This is a genomic window from Methylosinus sp. KRF6, from assembly GCF_018887255.1.
Taxonomy (GTDB): domain Bacteria; phylum Pseudomonadota; class Alphaproteobacteria; order Rhizobiales; family Beijerinckiaceae; genus Methylosinus; species Methylosinus sporium.
The window spans coordinates 585,843-607,021 of the sequence record NZ_JAHLJF010000001.1; the positions used below are offsets into that span (position 1 = coordinate 585,843).

Sequence of the window (21,179 nt, forward strand, 5' to 3'; positions counted from 1 at the left end):
GACGGCCTGCGACGCTGCGCCTCTTCTTGTCGGCGCAGGAGGCTCCTATCTTGAAGCAGGGCTCGTGTGAGGCGACGCCCGCTCGATCGGGGTGGCGGAAATGGACGCTGCGATCGCTTTTCTCGGAAGGCTCGACGCGGGCTTTCTACCCCTCGTCGTCATCGGCGCGCTCGGCGGCTGGCTCGTCGGCGCCCTGCTACGCGGCTCCGATCAGCTCTTCGCAGATATGGCGATCGGCGTCGTCGGCGCGTGGCTCGGAGCGCAATTCGCCGAGTTCTGCGGGCTTGCACTCGACGCCTCGCTCGGCCATTTCCTCGCTGGCCTGCTCGGGTCCATAATCAGCGTCTCGCTCTGGGCGCGAGTCGACGGCGGAGCTCCCCTCCGGCCGGACCAAAGGCCGAGACATTAGGCAAAGCCATGACCGTCCTGCTCGATCTTCTCAACGACGACCCGCGCAAGCGTGAAGCGGCCGCCGTCCGCCACCCCGAAAAAGCGCATCGGCCGGACACGCCGCTGGCGCGCAAGCCGGAGTGGATCAGGGTCAAGGCGCCGGGCTCCGCGGCCTGGCGTGAGACCGGGGCGATCCTGCGCGGCGGCGGACTCTCCACCGTCTGCCAGGAGGCCTCCTGCCCGAATATCGGCGAGTGCTGGGAGAAAAAGCACGCGACCTTCCTCGTCATGGGGTCGGTCTGCACGCGCGCCTGCGCCTTCTGCAATGTCGCGACCGGCCTGCCGTCCGCGCTCGATCCCACCGAGCCGGAGCGCGTGGCGGAAGCGACCGCCAAGCTCGGCCTTGCGCATGTGGTGGTCACTTCGGTCGACCGCGACGATCTCGGGGACGGCGGGGCGGGACATATAGCGGAGACGATCCGCGCCATCCGCGCCGCCTGTCCGACGACGACGATCGAGGTGCTGACGCCGGACTTTCTCCGCAAGGATGGCGCGCTCGAAAAAGTGGTCGCCGCGCGGCCGGATGTGTTCAATCATAATCTCGAGACCGTGCCGTCGCTCTATGTGACGGTGCGGCCGGGCGCGCGCTATTTCCATTCGCTGCGGCTGCTGCAGCGCGTCAAGGAACTCGATCCCGCCATCTTCACAAAATCCGGCCTGATGGTCGGACTTGGCGAGACGCGCAACGAGATTCTCCAGGTGATGGACGATCTGCGCGTCGCCGATGTGGATTTCCTCACCATCGGCCAATATCTGCAGCCGACCCGCAAGCATCACGAGGTCGTCCGCTTCGTGACGCCGCAGGAATTCGAGGCTTTCACGACGATCGCCTACGCCAAGGGCTTCTCGATGGTTTCGGCTTCGCCGCTCACCCGCTCCTCGCACCATGCGGGCGCGGATTTCGAGCGGCTGCGGGAGAAGCGGCTCGGCGCGTCTCGATGATCTCCTTCAGCGCGGCGGCGTTGTTCCTCTCCGGCGCGCGTGAGGCGAAGAGCAGCGTCACGACGCGGCCGCGGCCGAGCCCGCGCAGACGTTTCAGCTCCTGCGGGCAGGTCTCGCGCAGCTCACGGGCGTAGCGGGTCTTGAACTCCCGCCAGCGCCGTGGCGAATGGGCGTACCATCGGCGCAGAACGTCGCTCGGCGCGACGAGGCGATCCCATTCGTCGAGCGCGGCCTTCGCTTTGGAGAGTCCGCGCGGCCACAGGCGGTCGACGAGGATGCGCTTGCCGTCCTCGGCGCTCGCCGGCTCGTAGGCGCGCTTGATCTTGAACATGATTTTCCTCTGGCCGAAGCCGCTGGGGACGCAGATAGGGCGAAGAGCGGCGCGGTCTCATGCTCGAAATCGCCGTTTTCGCGCCTTCCGCAATAGTGGTAATAGCTTCGCCCATGAAGAGCTTCCGCAACCGCCGCCGCGTGAACTTCCGCGCCGACGACATGTTCGCCCTGGTCAAGGATGTCGAATCCTACCCCAAATTCGTGCCGCTCTGCGAGGCGCTGCGCGTGCGCCGCCGCAGCACGACCGAGGAGGGGGTGGAGGTCATCCTCGCGGAGATGCAGGTGGGCTTCAAGGCGGTATGCGAGCGCTTCACCAGCCGCGTGACCTGCGATCCGAACAAGCGTGAGATACTCGTCGAATATGTCGACGGCCCGTTCAAAAAGCTCGAAAATCGCTGGACCTTCGCCGACGAGCCGGCCGGGCCGGATGGCGGCGCGCGCTCGGTCGTCGATTTCTACATTAATTACGAGTTCCGCAGCCGCACGCTCGGGCTGGTGATGGGGGCGATGTTCGACTCCGCCTTCCACAAATATTCGGACGCTTTCGTCAAGCGCGCCGGCGAGGTCTACGGCCGCCGCTGAGCGGCCGCGATCATCAGCTCCAGCGCTTGGGCGACCGAGGCCTCCCTTATCGCCTCGCGCGTTTCCGGGCCGAAGCGGCGCTCGATATGCTCCACCCCGAACCCCTTGCGCAGGCAGGCGAAATGGACGAGGCCCACGGGCTTCTCCACGCTGCCGCCGCCCGGGCCGGCTATGCCGGTGATCGAGACGGCGATATCGGCGAAGGAGCGCTCGACGGCGCCGCTCGCCATGGCCCGCGCCGTCTCGGCGCTGACGGCGCCATAACGCTCGAGAATCTCGTGGCTGACGCCGAGCATCTCCTCCTTGGCGGCGTTGGAATAGGTCACGAAGCCGCGATCGAAGGACTCCGAGGAGCCGGCGATATCGGTGATCGCCCCGGCGACGAGCCCGCCGGTGCAGGATTCGGCCGTCGCGAGGCGTAGAGACTGCGCGCGGCAGAGGTCGAGCAGATGTCGGGCGAGGCGGGAGAGATCGGGGGAGGGCATGAGGCGATCGTGTCTCGAGCGGCTTGGAAGGCGACCATATTCCCGCCCTCCGCGCCTTCAAAGCGTCGCCGTTCGGCGAGGGCTTGTCGAGGGTCCACGAGGCGCGGAGGGCGGTCGGTCAATCTCGCTCGATATGGAACAGACCATTTCTACAGCAGAGCGCAATACACTCGGGCGCGCGCCGGTCGAACATCGTCCATGCTGGATCGCCCTCCGTCGTCATGAAGGACGCGACATAGAGACCGTCTCGGAGCGAGAGCAAAATCTCCGGCAGACGGCCGAATGTCGAAAGTCCGATGACCTCGCGACCCACGAGGCGACCAAACGTCGGTGCCCAGAACTCCTCGTCGCTGAAGCTGCCGCATAAAACGGACCGCTGATCCTCGATCCGCCAACTCCATTCGATCATTAATCCGATTTCGCCTCGAGGAGCAGCCGGACTTTCGTCACGACGACGACTCGGCGTCAGCTCACCCAGTTCGAGGAACAGCGTCGAGCCGTATCCGCGCCAGACATGCGCGACGATCAGTCCACGCGCCGCCGCTCGAAAATGTTCGATCCAATCGGTCATAGGACGACTATCGCTCAGATTGTCGAGCGCGCAAATCACCCCCGACCCTCACGCCGCGCGCGCGTCCCGCGTCGCCGCCACCCGCAAGCGGGCGACCAGATCGATCAATTCGCGCGTGCGCGCCGTGAGATCGGCGCTGGCGCCCGAGGAACGCGTCGCGATCGCGGCGTTCTCGCGCGTCGCCCGATCGATCTCGCCGATCGCGAGACAGACGCCGCCGAGGCTCGCGGCCTGCTCCTTCGCCGCAGCGGCGACCTCCGCCACCAGAGCGTCGGAAGCCGCGGTCAGCTCGACGACTTCCGTCAAGGCGCGGCTCGTCTCGTTCACGAGGCCGACGCCGCGCTTCACTTGCGCCTGAGCGGTGGAGACGAGCTGGCCGATCTCCTTCGCCGCCTGCAAGGAGCGCTGTGCGAGCGAGCGCACTTCCGAGGCGACCACGGCGAAGCCGCGGCCGGCCTCGCCGCTGCGCGCCGCCTCGACGCCGGCGTTGAGCGCGAGAAGATTGGTCTGAAAAGCGATCTCGTCGATGATGTCGACGATTTGGCCGATCTGCCGGGACGATGTCTCTATCGCGCTCATCGCGCCGATCGACTCGCGCAGGACGTCGCCGCCGCGCCGCGCGCTGCCGCTGGCGCGCAGCACGAGATCGCGAACCTCGGCGGTCGTTTCGGCGGTGTGGCCGATCGCGACCGTCGAGCGGTCGAGATCGGCGGTCGCTTTCTCGAGATCGACGGCTTGCCTTTCGCTGCGATCGGCGAGGCGGCCGGCGACCTCGGCGGCCTCCGCGGTCCCGTCGAGAACCGAGCGCGAATTGGCCGCCACCGCCGCTATGGCGCGGCGCAGCTTTTCCACCGCTATGTTGAAATTCTGGCGCAGCGCCTCGTATTCGGCGGCGAAAGCCTCGTCGATCCGATAGGTCAGCTCGCCATGGGAGAGATTTTCCAGCCCGCGGGCGAGAGCGGCGACGACCGCGGCCTGGCTCTCCGCCGCGCGGCGACGCTCCGCCTCCGCCATTTCCCGCAGCTCGGCCGCCGCTCGGCGCTGCGCCTCGGCCTCCTGCTCGAGCCGGCGCTTGTCCCGCGCCGCGGCCTCGAAGGCGAGCAGCGCCCGCGCCATGTCGCCGATCTCGTCCCGCCGCTCGACATGAGGCACGGTCGCGTCGAAATCTCCGTCGGCGGCGCGCTTCATGGCGCGCGCGATCGTCGCCAGCGGGCGGCGGATCTGCGTCGCGACGATCCATATGGCGGCGACGAGAGCGATGCTCGTCACCGCGGCGGGCACGGCGAGCGTCAGCGCCTCGTCGCGGCCGCGAACGCTTTCGCGCGCGTGGCGCTCGGCGGCGAGACCGTCGAGGGTTCCGCGCACGAAGGCTTCCATCTCCGCGACCATTTTCTCGCGATTGGCGATGGTCGCCTCGTCATTGGCCTGCAGAAGCGCCGCCTTGGGAGAAATGGAGAGGCCGAGCTCCACAGTGTCGTTCTGATAGGAGACGAATTCCTGCACGGCGAGCGCGATGCGCGTCTTGCGCTCGTCCGGGATGCGGCCGCCGGCCCGAGCGAGCAGCGCCTCGCTCGCCGCGCGCACATCGTCGAGCGTTCGCCGCAGCGTTCCGAGTTTTCCTTCGATCTCGGCCTTGCTGTCGGATGCGAAGACGGAGTTGGCGACGATCGCCGAATGCTGGACGGATTGCGCGAGCCCGCGCGCCTGCAGGGCGAATGCGTAGCTCGCCTCGAGCGCATCCATCCCGCCGGCGTCGTGGCGCGATTGCCAGAAGGCGAAAAGGGAGAGGCCGAGGGCGAGAGCGCCGAGCAGCGCGATGACCGCGCCGAGCTTGCCTGCGATGCTCGATTTCATTTTCATTGGACGCCGCGCGCGAGCGTTTCCAGCCGCCGGCTCGGCGTTGGAAACGCGTTGAGACAATGCCGAGAGTGACGGCATCATCCGCTGCGCAAGTTTCGAAAAAGCTAAGATGAATTTGTTCAAGCCGTTATTTTGAATGACATTTTTATGACATCTCCCGCTCGGGACGGTTTTGTCGCGACGCCGCGATCGTTCGGCCGAGGGCGCGAAACTCGTCGCCGCGGCGCGAAGATTTGCGCCAGACGAGTCCGATGGTCCGGCGCGGTTCCGGCGACTCGATGCGAAGCACGCGGATGGAGCCGCGCGCCGTCTCGATCGGCAGGCTCATTTCGGGCAGCAAGGTGCAACCCATGCCCGCCGAAACCATTTGGACCAGCGTCGTCAGATTGGTCATGCCGAAAGTGTCGATGTTCAGCACATTGCGGCTCTCGCAAAAGCTGAGCGCCTGATCGCGCAGGCAATGGCCGTCCTCGAGCAGCAGCAGCCGTTGAGCTTTCAGCGTCTCTGCGCTGACGGAGCCGGCCTCCTCCGGCAATCCGCTCAAAGGAGCGACGAGAAAGAAACGATCCTCGAAGAGCGGCATGGATTCGAGCTCGGGATCGACGGGCGTCGCCAGCATGACGAGGTCCAGAAGTCCGTCGTCCAGCTCGGCCAGCAATGTGGCCGTCTGCGCCTCGCGAATATGCAGAGGTCGAAGAGCGGCCGCGCCGCCGCCGAACGCATCGAACAAGGTCGGCAGAATATAGGGCGCGACGGTCGGGATGATGCCGAGGCGGAGCGGACAGAAATTCTGATCCGCCATCGTCTCCAGCTCCGAAATATCGGCGAGGATTCGGCGCGCGACCTTGGCGATCTCCGCGCCCGCGGCGGTCACTATGACCAGCTTGCCGCGCCGCTCGACCAATTGCGCGCCGAGCTCGGCCTCCAGCTCCTTGATCTGCATGGAGAGCGCTGGCTGCGTCACGGCGCAGAGATCGGCCGCTTTGCCGAAATGCTCGGTGCGGGCGAGGGCCTCGAAATAGCGGAGCTGCTTAGTCGTGATCATCAGTTTTCCTGATCGATGACGAATAATTTCGGATTTTACCTAATCGATTTCGCGTCCTATAGCAAGCTCGGCGGGGGCGCGACGAGGAGGAAAGCAATGTCGATTGCAACGGAAAAGATGATGGCGAGCGCCGAGAAGTCACGCTCGCGCGCGGGCTTGCTGCGATTTCTGCGGACGACGGCCGCGGCGATGGCGATCGTCGTCGGCGCGACGCTGGCCGCCTCGGCCGAGGGCGCGCCGCATTCCAATCAATTCTGGTGGCCGGACCAGCTCGATCTCTCGCCCTTGCGCCGCAACGCCGCGGAGTCGAACCCGCTCGGCAAGGATTTCGACTATGCGAAGGCGTTTCAGACGCTCGATCTCGCCGCGGTGAAGAAGGATATCGCCGCCGTCCTGACCACCTCGCAGGACTGGTGGCCGGCCGACTATGGCAATTACGGCCCATTCTTCATCCGCATGGCCTGGCACGGCGCCGGAACCTATCGCATCCACGACGGCCGCGGCGGCGCGAGCGGGGCGCAGCAGCGCTTCGAGCCGCTCAACAGCTGGCCGGACAATGCCAATCTCGACAAGGCGCGTCGGCTGCTGTGGCCGGTGAAGAAGAAATACGGCCAGAAGCTCTCCTGGGGCGATCTCATGGTGCTGACCGGCAATGTCGCGCTCGAGAAAATGGGCTTTGAGACCTTCGGCTTCGGCGGCGGCCGCAGCGACGATTGGGAGCCCGATCTCGTCTATTGGGGCGCGTCCAAATTTCTGGCGAGCAATAATGACAAGAAAGGCAATCTCCAGAAACCGCTCGCCGCGACTCAGATGGGGCTGATCTATGTCAATCCCGAAGGGCCGAACGGCGTGCCGGACCCGCTGGCCGCCGCCAAGGACATCAGAGAAACCTTCGGGCGCATGGCGATGAACGACGAGGAAACCGTCGCGCTCATCGCAGGCGGCCACACTTTCGGCAAGGCGCATGGCGCGAAATCGCCGGCCAAATGCGTCGGCCCGGCGCCGGCTGGGGAGAAGATCGAGGCGCAGGGATTCGGCTGGGCCAATCGCTGCGGCTCCGGCAAGGGCGCGGATACGATCACCAGCGGGCTGGAAGGAGCCTGGTCGGTCGATCCGGTTTCCTTCACCACACAGTTCTTCGACAATCTGTTCGGCCACGACTGGGTCAAGACCAAGAGCCCGGCCGGCGCGATCCAGTGGAAACCGAAGGACGCCGAAAACATCGTGCCGGACGCGCATGATCCGACGAAGACGCATCCGCTGATGATGCTCACGACCGATCTGGCGCTGAAGCTCGACCCCGAATACAGCAAGATTTCCCAGCGATTTCACGAGCATCCGGAGGAGTTCAAGCGGGCGTTCGCGAAAGTCTGGTTCAAGCTGATGCACAGGGACATGGGGCCGCGCGCGCGTTTCTTGGGCGCCGAGGTTCCGAAAGAAGACCTGATCTGGCAGGATCCGGTTCCCGCGATCGACTACAAGCCGATCGAGGCTGCGGATATCGCCGGATTGAAGTCGAAAATCCTCGCCTCGGGCCTCACCGACGCCGAGTTGGTCCGCGCGGCTTGGGCCTCCGCGGCTTCGTTCCGCAGCACGGATAAGCGCGGCGGCGCCAATGGCGCGCGCATTCGCCTCGCGCCGGAAAAGGATTGGGCGGTCAACGATCCTGCCGAGCTGGCGAAGGTCGTGAAGACGTTGGAGGAGGTGAAGGCCGGCTTCGACAAGGGCCGCGCCGACGGCAAGCGCGTGTCGATCGCCGATCTCATCGTGCTCGGCGGCTCGGCCGCGATCGAGGACGCCGCCAAAAAGGCCGGCGTCACGATCGAGGTTCCGGTCTCGACAGGGCGCGCGGACGCGACGGAGGCGCAGACCGATGTCGAATCCTTCGCGGTTCTCGAGCCGAAAGCCGACGGTTTCCGCAACTACTTCGCCAAAGGCGGCGAGAAATCGCCGGCCGAGGCCCTGGTCGATCGCGCGAGCCTGTTGGAGCTCACCGTCCCCGAGACCACCGTTCTCGTCGGCGGAATGCGGGTCCTCGGCGCGAATGAGGGGAATTCGCGGCTCGGCGTCTTCACCTCACGGCCGGGCGTGCTGAGCAACGAGTTTTTCGTCAATCTGCTCGACATGTCCACGCAATGGAAAAAGTCGGCCGAGACGGAAGGCGTCTACGAAGGCCGCGACCGCCAGAGCGGCGCGCTCAAATGGACGGGGAGCGCCGTCGATCTGCTCTTCGGCTCCAATTCCGAGCTGAGGGCGGTGGCGGAAGTCTACGCCTCTGACGATGCGAAAGAGAAGTTCGTGCGCGACTTCGTCGCAGCATGGGTCAAGGTGATGAATTTAGACCGTTTCGACTTGCGCAAGTCCTAATAGAAGCGCCGGCCGGACCCTTCGGAGAGTCCGGCCGGCGAAATTCGTTCACGCGGCGGACATCGGCAGCCGCACCGTCGCCAGCGCCAGCGCCGCCATGCCTTCCTGACGGCCGGTGAAGCCGAGGCGCTCGGAGGTCGTGGCCTTCACGGCCACGCGGCCGATGTCGACCTCCATGATTTTCGCGAGGCTCTCGCGAATGGCGTCGCGATGCGGGCCGATCTTCGGCGCCTCGCAGACGATGGTCGCGTCGACATGGGAGATGATCCCGCCGCGCTCGCGCACGCGCTTCGCCGCAAAGGCGAGGAAGATGGAGGAGGGTGCGCCCCTCCATTGCTGGTCCGAGGGCGGGAAATGCTTGCCGATGTCGCCATCGGCCAGGGCGCCGAGCAGAGCGTCGGTGATGGCGTGGGCGAGCACGTCGGCGTCGGAATGGCCGGCGAGGCCGTGGCTGTGCGGCACGGCGACGCCGCCGAGCCAGACTTTGTCGCCCTCGCCGAAAGCGTGGACGTCATAGCCCTGGCCGGTGCGAATGTCGGAGAGGTCGCCCAGCAGAGCGTTTTGCGCGCGCAAGAAATCCTCCGGCGTGGTGAGCTTGAAATTGGCGGCGTCGCCCGGGAACACATGGACCTTGTGGCCGGCGGCCTCGGCGACCATGCCGTCATCGGTGAGCTCGGCGCAGCCGCTCGCGACCTTGCGATGCGCGGCAAGAATCAGCGGAAAGGCGAAAGACTGCGGCGTCTGCACGAAGCGCAGGCTCGCGCGGTCGGGAGTGGCGATGACGACGCTCTCCGCGTCGATCTGCTTCACCGTATCGGCGAGCGGCAGGCCGGGCACCGCCGCGCCATATACGCGGGCCGCCTCTATCGCCCTGGCGACGAGAGCCGGATCGGCGAAGGGCCGCGCGGCGTCCTGGATCAGCACGATCTCCGGGGCGGGGGAGAGGACGGCCAGCGCCTCGAGTCCATTGCGCACGCTCTGCTGGCGCGTCGCGCCGCCGATCGCCGGCTCCAGCAGCTGCGCCCGCGCGCCGTCCGAAAGCTCGGCGACGCTGGCGCGATAGAGCGCGGCGTCATCGGCGTGGATGGCGACGATCAGCCGCGCCTGAGGCGCCGCCCGATGCATCGCTTCGAGCGTGCGCGCCAGAAGAGACTTGCCGAGAAGCGAACGATATTGTTTCGGAAGGCCGTCGCCCGCCCGCACGCCGCGGCCGCCGGCGACGGTGAGGATCGCAATGGTCGAGGATGAGCTCATGGGGGGCACCTCTCCCGCTTTTTCGGCCTCGCGTCAATTTTCACCATTCTCGGGGATGTACGCATTGCGTACGTATGACCATCTGCATATAGTGTAGGCACGATGACAACTGATGAATTTATAGGCGAGACCATAGGAGCCACGCCTTTGCGCATCGGTTCGCTTCATCTCGAAGGGCGCGCCTTTCTGGCGCCTATGGCCGGCGTGACCGATCTCGCCATGCGGCGGATCGCATTGCGTTTCGGCGCCTCCGCGGCGGTCGGCGAAATGGTCGGGGCGAGCGCGCTGGCGCGTGGCGACGTCGAGGCCCGCCAGCGCCTGGACGGTTCCGGCATAGACGCCCATATCGTGCAGATCGCGGCGCGCGATCCGGCGGGCGTCGCCGAGACGGCGCGGCAGGCCGAGGCCGCGGGAGCGAGGCTGATCGACATCAACATGGGCTGTCCCTGCAAACGCGTGACCGGCGGCCTCGCCGGCGCGGCGCTGATGCGCGAGCCGGCGCTCGCCGCCGAGCTGGTCCGCGCCGCCGTGGGGGCGGTCTCGGTTCCGGTGAGCGTCAAAATGCGGCTCGGCTGGGATGAGTCCTCCCGCAACGCCGCCGAGCTGGCGCGGCTGGTCGAGGCCGAGGGCGCCGTCATGGTGACGGTGCATGGCCGCACCCGCGCGCAATTCTACGAGGGCAAAGCGGATTGGCGGGCGATCGCCGCGGTCAAGTCCGCCGTGAAAATTCCGGTCGTCGCCAATGGCGATTGCGCCTCGCCGCAGGACGCCGCCGCAATGCTCGCGGCCTCCGGCGCCGATGCGGTGATGGTGGGCCGCGCGGCGCAGGGGCGGCCCTGGCTCGTCGGCGACATCGCGTATTTTCTGGCGACCGGCCACCGCCGCGCCGAGCCCTCCGCCATGGCGCGGCTGGAGGCCGCGCTCGAGCATTTGGACGGTCTGCTGATCGCCATGGGGGCGAATATGGGTCTGCGCCACGCGCGCAAACACCTCTCCGCCTATGCCGAGCAGGCGGAGGGGGAGGCGGAGGAGCGCGCACGTCTCAGACGGGCGCTGGTCGCCGCCGACTCGGCGGCGGAAGCGCGCGGACTTCTTCGCCGCTTGTTCTCGCTCGAGCCGGCGCATGGGGAGCCGGCTTCGGCCTATTGTTGACGCGTTCAAGTCCGATAGAGGATCGGCGCGCGCCGCGCCGGAAAACGAGTTCGAGGTGTCGAGATGTCCGCCGAATCCAACCCGCACCGGCGCAAGAGCGCGCTCGCCACGCCCGTCGGCGCGAGGCTGCGCGTCATCGCCGACGATAATCGCGCCTGCATTCTCGAAGCATTGCCCAATGTGATCCTGGCGATCCGGCCGGACGGCGTCATCGTCGACGCCAACGCCGCGGCGGAATCCTTTTTCGAGATCGGCAAGCCGATCCTCATCGGCCAGGAGCTGAGCCGTCTCGTGCCCTTCGGCTCGCCCATTCTGGCGCTGATCGAGCAGGTGCGCGAGCGTGGCTCGGCGATCAATGAATATCGCATCGACCTCGGCCGCCCCGGGGCGGAGGGCGAGCGGCGCGTCGATGTGCACTGCGCGCCGCTGCCGGACAGCGAAGGCGGCGTTCTGGTCGTGCTGCAGGAGCGCACAATTGCCGATAAAATAGACAGGCAGCTGACCCATAGGGGGGCGGCGCGCACGGTTTCTGGGCTCGCAGCGATGCTCGCCCATGAGATCAAGAACCCGCTGTCGGGCATTCGCGGCGCCGCGCAATTGCTGGAAAGCTCGGTGGGAGACGCCGATCGGGCGCTGACTCGGCTGATCTGCGAGGAGACCGACCGCATCGTCCGCCTCGTCGACCGCATGGAAGTATTTTCCGACTCGCGGCCGCTGGAGCGCGAGAAGGTCAATATTCATGTGGTGCTGGACCATGTGAAGCGCGTCGCCCGCAGCGGCTTCGCCCGTCACATTCGCTTCATCGAGAATTACGACCCCTCGCTGCCGCCGGTCGCCGCCAATCGCGATCAGCTGGTGCAGGTCTTCCTCAATCTGGTCAAGAACGCCGCCGAGGCGATCGGCGACTCGATAGACGGCGAGATCGAGCTGTCTACCGCCTTCCGGCCGGGGGTCAGCCTGCGCACCGCCGGCGACAAGCGCCCGGTGGGGCTGCCGCTGGAATTCTGTGTGCGCGACAATGGCCGCGGCGTGCCCGAGGACATAGCCGCGCATTTGTTCGATCCCTTCGTCACCACGAAGACTTCCGGAACTGGCCTCGGACTTGCACTGGTGGCCAAGATCGTCAATGACCACGGCGGCATCGTCGAATGCGAATCTCACCCGAGGCGTACCACTTTCCGTATTTTGATGCCGATGTACCGCAACAAGGACGAGGAGAAGCGAGCAGACGAGCGACGCGCCAGACGACACCATTCCGCCGCCGAGGAAACAGAGCCTGCGCCGACAGAGCGCCGCTCGTGAGCACGATCTGCTGGAGAGAATTCCGATGACCCACGGCGAGATTCTGGTCGCCGACGACGACGCCGCGATCAGGACTGTGGTGGCGCAAGCGCTGTCGCGCGCAGGCTATGAGGTGCGCACCACCGGAACCGCCGCGACCTTATGGCGCTGGGTGCAATCGGGCGAGGGCGATCTCGTCGTCACCGATGTGGTGATGCCGGACGAGAACGCTTTCGAGCTGCTGCCGCGCATCAAGAAATTGCGCCCCGACCTGCCCATCATCGTGATGAGCGCGCAGAACACTTTCATGACCGCGATCCGCGCCTCCGAGCGCGGGGCCTATGACTATCTGCCCAAGCCCTTCGATCTGAAGGAGCTGGTCGGCATCGTCGGCCGCGCCATGGCCGAGCCGCGCAAGAAGAACGAGATCGACGGTCCCGACGATATGGAGGGAATGCCTCTCGTCGGCCGCTCGCAGGCGATGCAGGAGATTTATCGCTCGCTGGCGCGTCTGATGCAGACCGATCTGACCGTCATGATCAATGGCGAGTCCGGCACCGGCAAGGAGCTGGTCGCCCGCGCGCTGCACGATTATGGCAAGCGCAAGAAAGGCCCCTTCGTCGCCATCAATATGGCCGCCATCCCGCGCGATCTCATCGAGAGCGAGCTGTTCGGCCATGAGAAGGGCTCCTTCACGGGGGCCAATCAGCGTTCTATCGGCCGTTTCGAGCAGGCCGAAGGCGGCACGCTGTTCCTGGACGAGATCGGCGATATGCCGATGGAGGCGCAGACGCGGCTGTTGCGCGTGCTGCAGCAGGGCGAATATACGACCGTCGGCGGCCGCACGCCGATCAAGACCAATGTCCGCATCATCGCCGCGACCAATAAGGATTTGCGCGCGCTGATCCAGCAAGGCCTCTTCCGCGAGGACCTCTATTTCCGCCTCAACGTCGTGCCGCTGCGCCTGCCGCCTTTGCGCGAGCGCTCGGAGGATATCGCCGACCTCGTGCATCACTTCTTCAAAGTGGCGGCGAGCGAGGGCCTGCCACAGAAATACATCGAGCAGGCGGCGCTCGACCGCATGAAGCGCTATCGCTGGCCGGGCAATATTCGCGAGCTGGAGAATCTCATTCGTCGCCTCGCGGCCCTGCATCCGCAGGAGGTCATCACCGAGGCGGTGGTCGAGCTCGAGCTCGAGCACGAGATGCGTCAGGCCTCGCCCGGCGATCGGCTGCAATCGGCGACGGCGAGTTTGGCGGATACGGCCTCCGACAAGGAGGTGGCGCTCTCCACCACGGTCGAGCAATATCTCGCCAAGCTGTTTCGCGACCACGGCGAGCGGCTGCCGCCGCCCGGCCTTTATCATCGCGTCATCCGTGAAATAGAAGTGCCGCTGATCTCCGCCGCTCTCGCGGCGACGCGGGGCAATCAGATCAAAGCGGCGGAGCTTCTGGGCCTCAACCGCAACACGCTGCGCAAGAAGGTCAACGATCTCGACATCCGCCTGATGCGCTCGCCGCGGTAGGATCCTGCTTCAGGAGCTTCGCCCATGACTCGTCTGCTGGAACAGGCCTTCGAAACCATTCGCAAGCTGCCCGATCCTGTGCAGGACGATCTCGCGCGGCTTCTCCTCGAGATCGCCGACGGCGAGACCCAATGCGTCACGCTGACGTCGGAGGAAGAAAGCGATCTGACGGAAGCGCTGGCTGAGGTCGAACGGGGGGAGTTCGCCTCCGACAAGACGATCCGCGCTATCTGGGCCAAATATGAGTGATGCGGCTCCGCTTCACCGCGCGGGCGGCGCAGCAGATCGACGCTGCGCTCGCCTTTGTGGCGGAGCGCTCTCCTCGAGGCGCGCGCAATATCCGAATTAGGCTGCAGACGGTTGTGGCGTTGCTGCAAGAGCGTCCACTCGCAGGCCGTCGGACCAGCGTCCCGTCGGTACGGCGCATTTCCGTGTCGCCTTATCCTTACCTCGTGGATTATCGGGCGAACGGCGTGGAGATCGTGATTCTGCGTTTCCGACACGCTGCACGTTCGCCGATCGGCTGAGGCTGCTGGCCCGCATTGCCTCAACCGGCGCCACGACCTATACAGGCGCATGTCCATGGCGGGAGAGATTCCGGCGCCCGCGCCCAGGAAGCGGTCCTGGCGCCTTTGGTTCGGGCCGATCGCGGTGGTCGCCGCCGTCGCCTGCGCGCTCGCCACTTTTTTCGTCATGGCCGAGCTCGCGCCGGTCGCGCCGACAAGCGACGTCGTCTATCCGCTGTTCTTCGCCGACGCCGTCGCGCTGGTTCTTCTGGTCGCCTTGGTGCTCGTCAAGGCGGGCACGCTCATCGGCTCCTGGCGGCGCGGCGCCGCGGCGGCCGGGCTGCATATTCGCATTCTCGCTTTCTTTTCCGCCTTGGCGCTGACGCCGGCGATCATCCTCGCCATTGTCGGCTCGGTGACGCTGGAGCGAGCGCTCAATCCGCAATTCCTCGCCATGGTGAAGACCTCCGTCCACAGCACGGCGGAGGCCGCGCGCGTGTTCCGCGAGACGCAATGCCGCTCGCTGCTGCAGGAGGCGCAGCTCTCCGCCTCGGACCTCGATCGCGCGCGCGCCATGTTCAACGCCGATCGCGGCCTGTTCCACGAGTTCTTCGTCTCGCGGGCGCGCTTCCTCGGCTTTTCGGTGGCGGCGATCGTCAAGACCGACGGACAGATATTGGAGCGCGTCGATGTGACGGCCGACGGCTCGGCCATCGTCATCGCGCCGCCGGCCGCCGATTTCGAGGATGCGCGCAAGGGCGAGCCGCTCTGCCTCGTCATAGACGACGGGCGCACCTTCGTCGCGTTGCGGCCGCTGTCGACCTTCCCGGATACATTCCTCTATGTGACGCGTCCGGTCGATCCTTTCGGCGTGCAATTTCCCGAGCAGGCGGCGAATCTCATCGCCACCTATGACAGTTTCGAGGCCTATCGCGGCGCGGTGAAGAAGGCCTTCACCGTGATGTATGCGCTGCTCGCCACCATAATGCTGCTGTCGGCCGTATGGGTCGGGCTCGATTTCGTCGACCGGCTGGTGGCGCCGATCCGCGCCCTCATCGCGGCCACCGATCAGGTTTCGGCCGGCAATCTCGATGTGCGCGTCGATGTCGAGCGTTCGCATGGCGATCTCGCGCGGCTCGGCGCCGTGTTCAACAATATGACCAGCGAGATCGAGCAGCAGCAGAGCCGGCTGCTCGCCGCCAATCGCCAAAACGAGGAGCGCCGCCTCTTCACCGAGGCGGTGCTCTCCGGCGTGCCGGCCGCCGTGATCGGCGTCGACGCCGAGGGGCGAATCAATGTGCTCAACCGTTCGGCCGAGGAGCTTCTCGTCGGCGGGGCGGGGCAGGAGGGGGCGGGAAAGGACGGAGCGGGGAAAGATGGCGCCGCGGCGGCGATCGGCGCGCGCGCGGCGGAGGCGCTTCCCGAGATCGCGCCCATTCTCGCCGACGCCGTCGAGGCCTTTCCGCGCGCCATTCAGACTCAGATCAACATAAGGCGCGGCACCAAGGAACTGACCCTCGCCGTGCGCGTCACTTCGGCGAGCACGCAGCAGGGCGGCTCGGATTTTGTCGTCACGCTCGACGACATCACCGATCTCGTCACCGCGCAGCGCACATCCGCCTGGGCCGATGTGGCGCGGCGCATCGCCCATGAGATCAAAAATCCGCTGACGCCGATTCAGCTCTCCGCCGAGCGGCTGAAGCGCAAATATGGCAAGCACATCACTTTCGAGCGCGACGTCTTCGACCAATGCACCGACACGATCGTGCGTCAGGTCGACGACATCAAGCGCATGGTCGACGAATTCGCCTCTTTCGCCCGAATGCCAAAGGCGCGGCCGGTGCGCGACGATCTCTGCGACTGTATGCGTCAGGCCTTTTTTCTGACGCGCGTCGCCCATAACGATGTCGAGATGACTCTCAATCTGCCGGAGGCGCCGGTCTTCGCGGTGTTCGATCGCCGGCTGCTGTCGCAGGCGCTGACCAACATTGTGAAGAACGCCGCCGAGGGCATAGCGGCGCGCGAGGACGCCGCTGCGCTCGACGCCAAGCGGATCGACGTCAAGCGGATCGACATCAGCCTCGGGGTGCGGGACGGCATGGCGGAGATCGATGTGGTGGACAATGGCAAAGGCTTTCCGGCCTTCAACCGGCAGCGTCTGCTCGAACCCTATATGACGACGCGCGCCGAAGGCACGGGGCTCGGCCTGCCTATTGTCGCCAAGATCATCGAGGACCATGGCGGACGACTCGAATTGCTCGACGCCCCTTCAGGGATCGGCGCCTGCGTGCGTCTGTTCATTCCGCTCGGCGAGGCCGGCTCGGCGGCGGGCGAGGGACGGGCGCGGACTTCGTGAATGGTGAGGAATATGGTCAGCGACATTCTCATCGTCGACGATGAAGAAGACATCAGAGAGCTGGTGGCCGGCATTCTCGGCGACGAGGGCCATGGCGTGCGCACCGCCAAGGACGCCGATGGCGCGCTGGCGGCGATCGAGCAGCGCCGCCCGCATCTCGTCTTCCTCGACATTTGGCTGCAGGGCTCGCGCCTCGATGGAATGCAGGTGCTGGAGATCGTCCAGAAGCAGCATAAAGACCTGCCGGTGGTGATGATCTCCGGCCACGGCAATATCGAGACCGCGGTGAGCGCGATAAAGCTCGGCGCCTATGATTTCATCGAAAAGCCCTTCAAGGCGGATCGCCTCGTGCTGGTCGCCGAGCGCGCGCTCGAGGCCTCGCATCTGCGCCGCGAATTGAGCGCGCTGCGCCAGCGCGCCGGCGCCTCGGATCGCATTGTCGGCAGCTCCTTTCCGGCGCATCAGCTGCAACAGGTCATCGCCCGCGTCGCGCCGGTCAATTCGCGCGTGCTCATCACCGGCCAGCCGGGCTCCGGCAAGGAGCTCGCCGCGCGCTGCATCCATGCCGCGTCGCAGCGCGCCGCCGGCCCGTTCGTCGTCATCAATGCGGCGACGATCACGCCGGAAAATATGGAGATAGAGCTGTTCGGCAGCGAGGGCGGCGACGCTCCGCGCAAGATCGGCGCGCTCGAGGAGGCCCATGGCGGCACGCTCTTCCTCGACGAGATCGCCGACATGCCCAAGGACACGCAGGCGAAAATTCTGCGCGTTCTGGTCGAGCAGAATTTTCAGCGCGTCGGCGGCTCCGCGCGAGTCGAGGTCGATGTGCGCATCATCTCCTCATCGGCGCGCGATCTGACCTCCGCGATCGAGGAGGGCGCTCTGCGCGAAGACCTCTTCCACCGCCTCTCGGTGGTGCCGATTCGCATCCCTTCGCTCGCCGAGCGGCGCGAGGATATTCCCGAACTCATCGAATATTTCATGGAGCAGGTCTCGGCGACATCCGGAATGCCGCGCCGCAAAATCAGCGAGGATGCGCTCGCCGTGATGCAATTGCATGATTGGCCCGGCAATATCCGTCAGCTGCGCAACAATGTGGAGCGGCTGATGATTCTGACCGCTGGCGACGCGACCGCGGAGGTTTCGGCCGACATGCTCCCGTCCGAGATCGGCCAGCTCGTGCCCTCGACGCCGGCCGGCGTGCGCGGCGAGAAGCTGATGAGCCTGCCGCTGCGCGAGGCGCGCGAAGTGTTCGAGCGAGAATATTTGATCGCTCAGCTCAATCGCTTCAGCAACAATATTTCCCGAACCGCGGAATTCATCGGAATGGAGCGATCGGCGCTCCATCGCAAGTTGAAATCGCTGGCCATAGAATGAGCGGCAAATCTCGGCGATACAAAGCGTTGTAAAAAATTCCTATTGGCTCTGCGGCGGTTTGGCTCTAGTTGATGCGTTTCGTCTCGTCGTAAACTCGTCGAAACAGCGGGTTACAGAACCGTAAGTGGAGGCCTTTCGCCGCAGGAAGGGTTTGCGCCTTGCGCATCGCGCCGGCGCGGGCTCTAATGTGCGGTCGGATGGCTATGACCGATAAGAGCGACACAATCGCCCCGATAACGAAAAACAGAACAGGATAGCCGATGTCCTCCGAACGCGCGCAGAATCTCCAGGATACGTTTTTGAATTACGTGAGGAAGAACAAGGTTCCGCTCACGATTTTTCTGGTCAATGGCGTCAAATTGCAGGGAATTGTGACCTGGTTCGACAATTTCTGCCTCTTGCTGCGACGCGACGGGCACTCCCAGCTCGTCTATAAACATGCGATCTCGACGATCATGCCCGGCCATCCGATCCATATGTTCGAGCCGGGCGAAGAAGGCGAGCAGAGCCCGCCGGAACGCCATCGTTGAGCGGGATTTGCAAAAGGGCGGCGCTTTTTTGAAGAGTCCCGCATAAATCAAATGACGCTGGCGAGGCGCCTCGCTCGGCGGGCCGAGGTCGGGTTGAACGAGAAAACATCAGCGTCGAAGGATCAGACGACGGCCGGCGCGGCCACGAAAGCGCTCGTGGTCGGTCCCTATTCGACGCGGGCGCGGCCATCGGAGAGCGGAGCGGGGCAGGGGGCGGAGCGCGATCCGGTCGCTCGTCTGGCGGAGGCCGTCGGCCTCGCCGAGGCGATCGATCTCGACATTGTGGGCGAGATCGGCGTCTCGCTGCATGATGTGCGGCCGGCCACCTATCTCGGCAAAGGCAAGGTGGAGGAGATCGCCGAGACGGTGAAAGCCGCGGAGGCCGAGCTCGTCACGATGGACTGCCAGCTCTCGCCCGTGCAGCAGCGCAATCTCGAGAAAGCCTGGGGCGCCAAGGTCATCGACCGCACCGGGCTGATCCTCGAGATTTTCGGCCGCCGCGCCCGCACGAAGGAAGGCGCGCTACAGGTGGAGCTCGCCCATCTCGCCTATCAGAAATCGCGGCTCGTGCGCAGCTGGACCCATCTCGAGCGCCAGCGCGGCGGCTTCGGCTTTCTCGGCGGGCCCGGCGAGACGCAGATCGAGACGGACCGCCGCTTGATCGAGGAGCGCATGGCGCGCATCGAGCGCGACCTCGATCAGGTCAAGCGCACGCGCGGCCTGCATCGCAAGAAGCGCCGCGAGGTTCCCTATCCGGTCGTCGCGCTGGTCGGCTACACCAACGCCGGCAAATCGACGCTGTTCAACCGCCTGACCAAAGCCGGCGTGCTGGCGGAGGACATGCTGTTCGCGACGCTCGATCCGACCTTGCGCCAAATCCGCTTGCCGCATGGCGCCAAGATACTGCTCTCGGACACGGTCGGCTTCATTTCCGATCTGCCGACCATGCTGATCTCGGCCTTCCGCGCCACGCTCGAAGAAGTGACGCTCGCCGATGTGATCCTGCATGTGCGGGACGTCTCGCATCCCGATTGGGAGGCGCAGGCTGCCGACGTCGAATCCATTCTCGGCGAACTCGGCCTATCCGGCGAGGCGGGGACGCGCATTCTGCAGGTGTGGAACAAGATCGACGCGCTGGACGACGATCGGCTCGCAGCTTTGCGCATCGCCGCGCGCGGCCGCAAGAGCGCGGATCGTCCCTCGCTCGTCTCGGCCCTGACGGGGGAGGGGCTCGACGCTCTGCTCGAGCGGATAGAGACGCGCCTCGCCGAGGGCCGCATTCGGCTCGAGGTCGAGCTCGACCCCGCCGACGGCGCGGGCATCGCATGGCTGCACGCCCATACCGAGGTTCTCGACCGCCAGACGCTGGCGGACGGCCGCGCGCGGCTCGTGGTGCGCGTCGCGCCGGAGCGTTTCGACGGGGTGACGCGACGCTATCCGCAAGCCGAAGTGCGGGCGGAAGCTTCATCCAGGCGGCGCGCGCGCTAAATCCCTCTCGGAGCGCCTCGCGCCCCGAGGCCTTCGAACCGGCGGAACGCATCAATGGATCGCATTTATCTGATTGTCGCTATTCTCTCCGAAGTCGTCGGCACCTCGGCGCTCAAGGCGAGCGAGGCTTTTTCCAAGCCTTTGCCGTCGGTCATCGTCGTCCTCGGCTATGGCGTGTCCTTTTTTCTGCTGTCGCTGGCGCTGCGCAGCATTCCGGTCGCCGTGGCCTATGCGATATGGTCCGGCGTCGGCCAGGCGCTGATCGCGGTCGTCGCCTGGTTCGCTTTCCATCAGAGGCTCAACGCCGGCGAAATGGCCGGCATGGGCCTTATCATCGCTGGCGTCGTCGTGCTGAGCCTCTTTTCCCAGACCGCGCATTGAGGATTTTCCATGACTCTCAATCTGCTCATTGGCAACAAGGCCTATTCGTCCTGGTCGCTGCGGGCCTGGCTCCTGCTGAAACAGTTCGACATTGCTTTCGAGGAAAGCCTCGTCCCGCTCTATGGGCCCGAGTCGAAAGAAAAGCTCCTCGCCTTCTCGCCCGCGGGAAAGGTTCCGGCGCTGCGCTGCGACGCAATTCTCGTCTGGGAATCGCTCGCCATTGTCGAATTCATCGCCGAGCGCTTTTCTGATCTCGCGATCTGGCCGCGGGATCCGGCGGCGCGCGCACTGGCGCGCTCGCTTTCGGCGGAGATGCATTCTGGCTTCACCGCGCTGCGCGGCGAATACCCCACCAATTTCCGCCGGGCCCCGCGCGTGATCGCGTCGCCGAGTCCGGCGGCGGCGGCCGACATCGCCCGCATCGACGCCGCTTGGCGCGATGCGCGTGAGCGCTTCGGCGCGCATGGACCATTTCTGTTCGGCGAATTCTCTGCGGCGGACGCCATGTTCGCGCCGGTCGTCTGCCGCTTCTCGACCTATCTGCTCGACGTTTCGCCGCAGGCGCAGGATTATATGCGCGCGATCGAGGCTCTGCCGGCCTATCGGGAATGGGTGGAAAGCGGACGCGCGGAACCTTGGACGCTCGATAAATTCGAAAAGTGAGTCGCTGCGATGATCGTGCGAGAGGCCGGAC

21 protein-coding genes are annotated in these 21,179 nt (G+C 65.6%); 15 read left to right on the forward strand and 6 right to left on the reverse strand.

Annotated elements, in window-relative coordinates:
- The first annotated feature begins 100 nt into the window (after nucleotides 1-100).
- Nucleotides 101-409: a GlsB/YeaQ/YmgE family stress response membrane protein gene (locus KP010_RS02795; protein WP_108917919.1), complete on the forward strand. Its 309-nt coding sequence runs from the start codon at nucleotides 101-103 to the stop codon at nucleotides 407-409.
- 8 nt (nucleotides 410-417) lie between these two features.
- On the forward strand, nucleotides 418-1,392 hold the full coding sequence (lipA, locus tag KP010_RS02800) for a lipoyl synthase (RefSeq protein ID WP_216280396.1): 975 nt from the start codon (nucleotides 418-420) through the stop codon (nucleotides 1,390-1,392).
- On the opposite strand, the gene KP010_RS02805 is transcribed toward lipA, so the two are convergent.
- The gene (locus KP010_RS02805) at nucleotides 1,319-1,723 is read right to left on the reverse strand and encodes a DUF488 domain-containing protein (RefSeq protein WP_216280397.1); all 405 of its coding nucleotides are present in this window, start codon (nucleotides 1,721-1,723) and stop codon (nucleotides 1,319-1,321) included. The two genes, lipA and KP010_RS02805, sit on opposite strands and share 74 nt — an antisense overlap.
- Nucleotides 1,724-1,836: 113 nt before the next feature.
- On the opposite strand from KP010_RS02805, the gene KP010_RS02810 reads away from it, so the two are divergent.
- Nucleotides 1,837-2,307, forward strand: coding sequence for a type II toxin-antitoxin system RatA family toxin (locus tag KP010_RS02810; protein WP_018265360.1), 471 nt, complete (start codon nucleotides 1,837-1,839; stop codon nucleotides 2,305-2,307).
- Here the strand turns inward: KP010_RS02810 and KP010_RS02815 are convergent.
- The 4 genes from KP010_RS02815 to KP010_RS02830 form a co-directional block, all read right to left on the reverse strand.
- Nucleotides 2,292-2,792 (reverse strand): CinA family protein, encoded by a 501-nt coding sequence (locus tag KP010_RS02815; protein WP_166141704.1) that lies wholly within the window; start codon nucleotides 2,790-2,792, stop codon nucleotides 2,292-2,294. The genes KP010_RS02810 and KP010_RS02815 overlap by 16 nt on opposite strands.
- A 118-nt stretch (nucleotides 2,793-2,910) precedes the next feature.
- Entirely contained in the window at nucleotides 2,911-3,363 is a 453-nt protein-coding gene (locus tag KP010_RS02820; protein ID WP_216280398.1) for a hypothetical protein, read from the reverse strand.
- A 48-nt stretch (nucleotides 3,364-3,411) separates the two neighbouring features.
- Nucleotides 3,412-5,217, reverse strand: coding sequence for a methyl-accepting chemotaxis protein (locus tag KP010_RS02825; protein ID WP_253203524.1), 1,806 nt, complete (start codon nucleotides 5,215-5,217; stop codon nucleotides 3,412-3,414).
- Between the two features lie 151 nt (nucleotides 5,218-5,368).
- The gene (locus KP010_RS02830) at nucleotides 5,369-6,268 is read right to left on the reverse strand and encodes a hydrogen peroxide-inducible genes activator (protein WP_216280400.1); all 900 of its coding nucleotides are present in this window, start codon (nucleotides 6,266-6,268) and stop codon (nucleotides 5,369-5,371) included.
- A 189-nt stretch (nucleotides 6,269-6,457) separates the two neighbouring features.
- Between KP010_RS02830 and katG the strand changes: the two genes are divergently transcribed.
- A complete protein-coding gene (katG, locus tag KP010_RS02835) occupies nucleotides 6,458-8,635 on the forward strand; it encodes a catalase/peroxidase HPI (protein WP_216281448.1) in 2,178 nt (725 codons plus the stop codon).
- Between the two features lie 48 nt (nucleotides 8,636-8,683).
- Here katG and KP010_RS02840 read toward each other — a convergent pair whose 3' ends face one another.
- The gene (locus tag KP010_RS02840; RefSeq protein WP_216280401.1) at nucleotides 8,684-9,889 is read right to left on the reverse strand and encodes a bifunctional 2-C-methyl-D-erythritol 4-phosphate cytidylyltransferase/2-C-methyl-D-erythritol 2,4-cyclodiphosphate synthase; all 1,206 of its coding nucleotides are present in this window, start codon (nucleotides 9,887-9,889) and stop codon (nucleotides 8,684-8,686) included.
- Between the two features lie 147 nt (nucleotides 9,890-10,036).
- On the opposite strand from KP010_RS02840, the gene dusB reads away from it, so the two are divergent.
- The 11 genes from dusB to KP010_RS02895 all read left to right on the forward strand — a co-directional run bounded on the left by dusB (nucleotide 10,037) and on the right by KP010_RS02895 (nucleotide 21,148).
- Entirely contained in the window at nucleotides 10,037-11,041 is a 1,005-nt protein-coding gene (gene dusB / locus KP010_RS02845) for a tRNA dihydrouridine synthase DusB (protein ID WP_216280402.1), read from the forward strand.
- 63 nt (nucleotides 11,042-11,104) lie between these two features.
- Nucleotides 11,105-12,343, forward strand: coding sequence for a nitrogen regulation protein NR(II) (locus tag KP010_RS02850; protein WP_174800247.1), 1,239 nt, complete (start codon nucleotides 11,105-11,107; stop codon nucleotides 12,341-12,343).
- A 25-nt stretch (nucleotides 12,344-12,368) separates the two neighbouring features.
- A complete protein-coding gene (gene ntrC / locus KP010_RS02855; RefSeq protein ID WP_108917927.1) occupies nucleotides 12,369-13,847 on the forward strand; it encodes a nitrogen regulation protein NR(I) in 1,479 nt (492 codons plus the stop codon).
- Between the two features lie 24 nt (nucleotides 13,848-13,871).
- The gene (locus KP010_RS02860) at nucleotides 13,872-14,096 is read left to right on the forward strand and encodes a hypothetical protein (protein WP_216280403.1); all 225 of its coding nucleotides are present in this window, start codon (nucleotides 13,872-13,874) and stop codon (nucleotides 14,094-14,096) included.
- Nucleotides 14,096-14,374: a type II toxin-antitoxin system RelE/ParE family toxin gene (locus tag KP010_RS02865; protein WP_142861554.1), complete on the forward strand. Its 279-nt coding sequence runs from the start codon at nucleotides 14,096-14,098 to the stop codon at nucleotides 14,372-14,374. Before KP010_RS02860 ends, KP010_RS02865 begins: the two co-directional genes overlap by 1 nt.
- Nucleotides 14,375-14,423: 49 nt before the next feature.
- Nucleotides 14,424-16,709 (forward strand): PAS domain-containing sensor histidine kinase, encoded by a 2,286-nt coding sequence (locus tag KP010_RS02870; RefSeq protein ID WP_216280404.1) that lies wholly within the window; start codon nucleotides 14,424-14,426, stop codon nucleotides 16,707-16,709.
- Nucleotides 16,710-16,721: 12 nt separating this feature from the next.
- Nucleotides 16,722-18,086 (forward strand): sigma-54 dependent transcriptional regulator, encoded by a 1,365-nt coding sequence (locus KP010_RS02875; RefSeq protein ID WP_142864253.1) that lies wholly within the window; start codon nucleotides 16,722-16,724, stop codon nucleotides 18,084-18,086.
- Nucleotides 18,087-18,346: 260 nt separating this feature from the next.
- A complete protein-coding gene (gene hfq / locus KP010_RS02880) occupies nucleotides 18,347-18,616 on the forward strand; it encodes an RNA chaperone Hfq (protein WP_018265371.1) in 270 nt (89 codons plus the stop codon).
- A 93-nt stretch (nucleotides 18,617-18,709) separates the two neighbouring features.
- Complete coding sequence (gene hflX / locus KP010_RS02885; protein WP_142864241.1) at nucleotides 18,710-20,104, forward strand: GTPase HflX; 1,395 nt, start codon at nucleotides 18,710-18,712, stop codon at nucleotides 20,102-20,104.
- A 54-nt stretch (nucleotides 20,105-20,158) separates the two neighbouring features.
- Nucleotides 20,159-20,485, forward strand: coding sequence for a multidrug efflux SMR transporter (locus KP010_RS02890; protein WP_142864242.1), 327 nt, complete (start codon nucleotides 20,159-20,161; stop codon nucleotides 20,483-20,485).
- Between the two features lie 9 nt (nucleotides 20,486-20,494).
- A complete protein-coding gene (locus KP010_RS02895) occupies nucleotides 20,495-21,148 on the forward strand; it encodes a glutathione S-transferase family protein (RefSeq protein WP_142864243.1) in 654 nt (217 codons plus the stop codon).
- The last annotated feature ends 31 nt before the right edge of the window (nucleotides 21,149-21,179 follow it).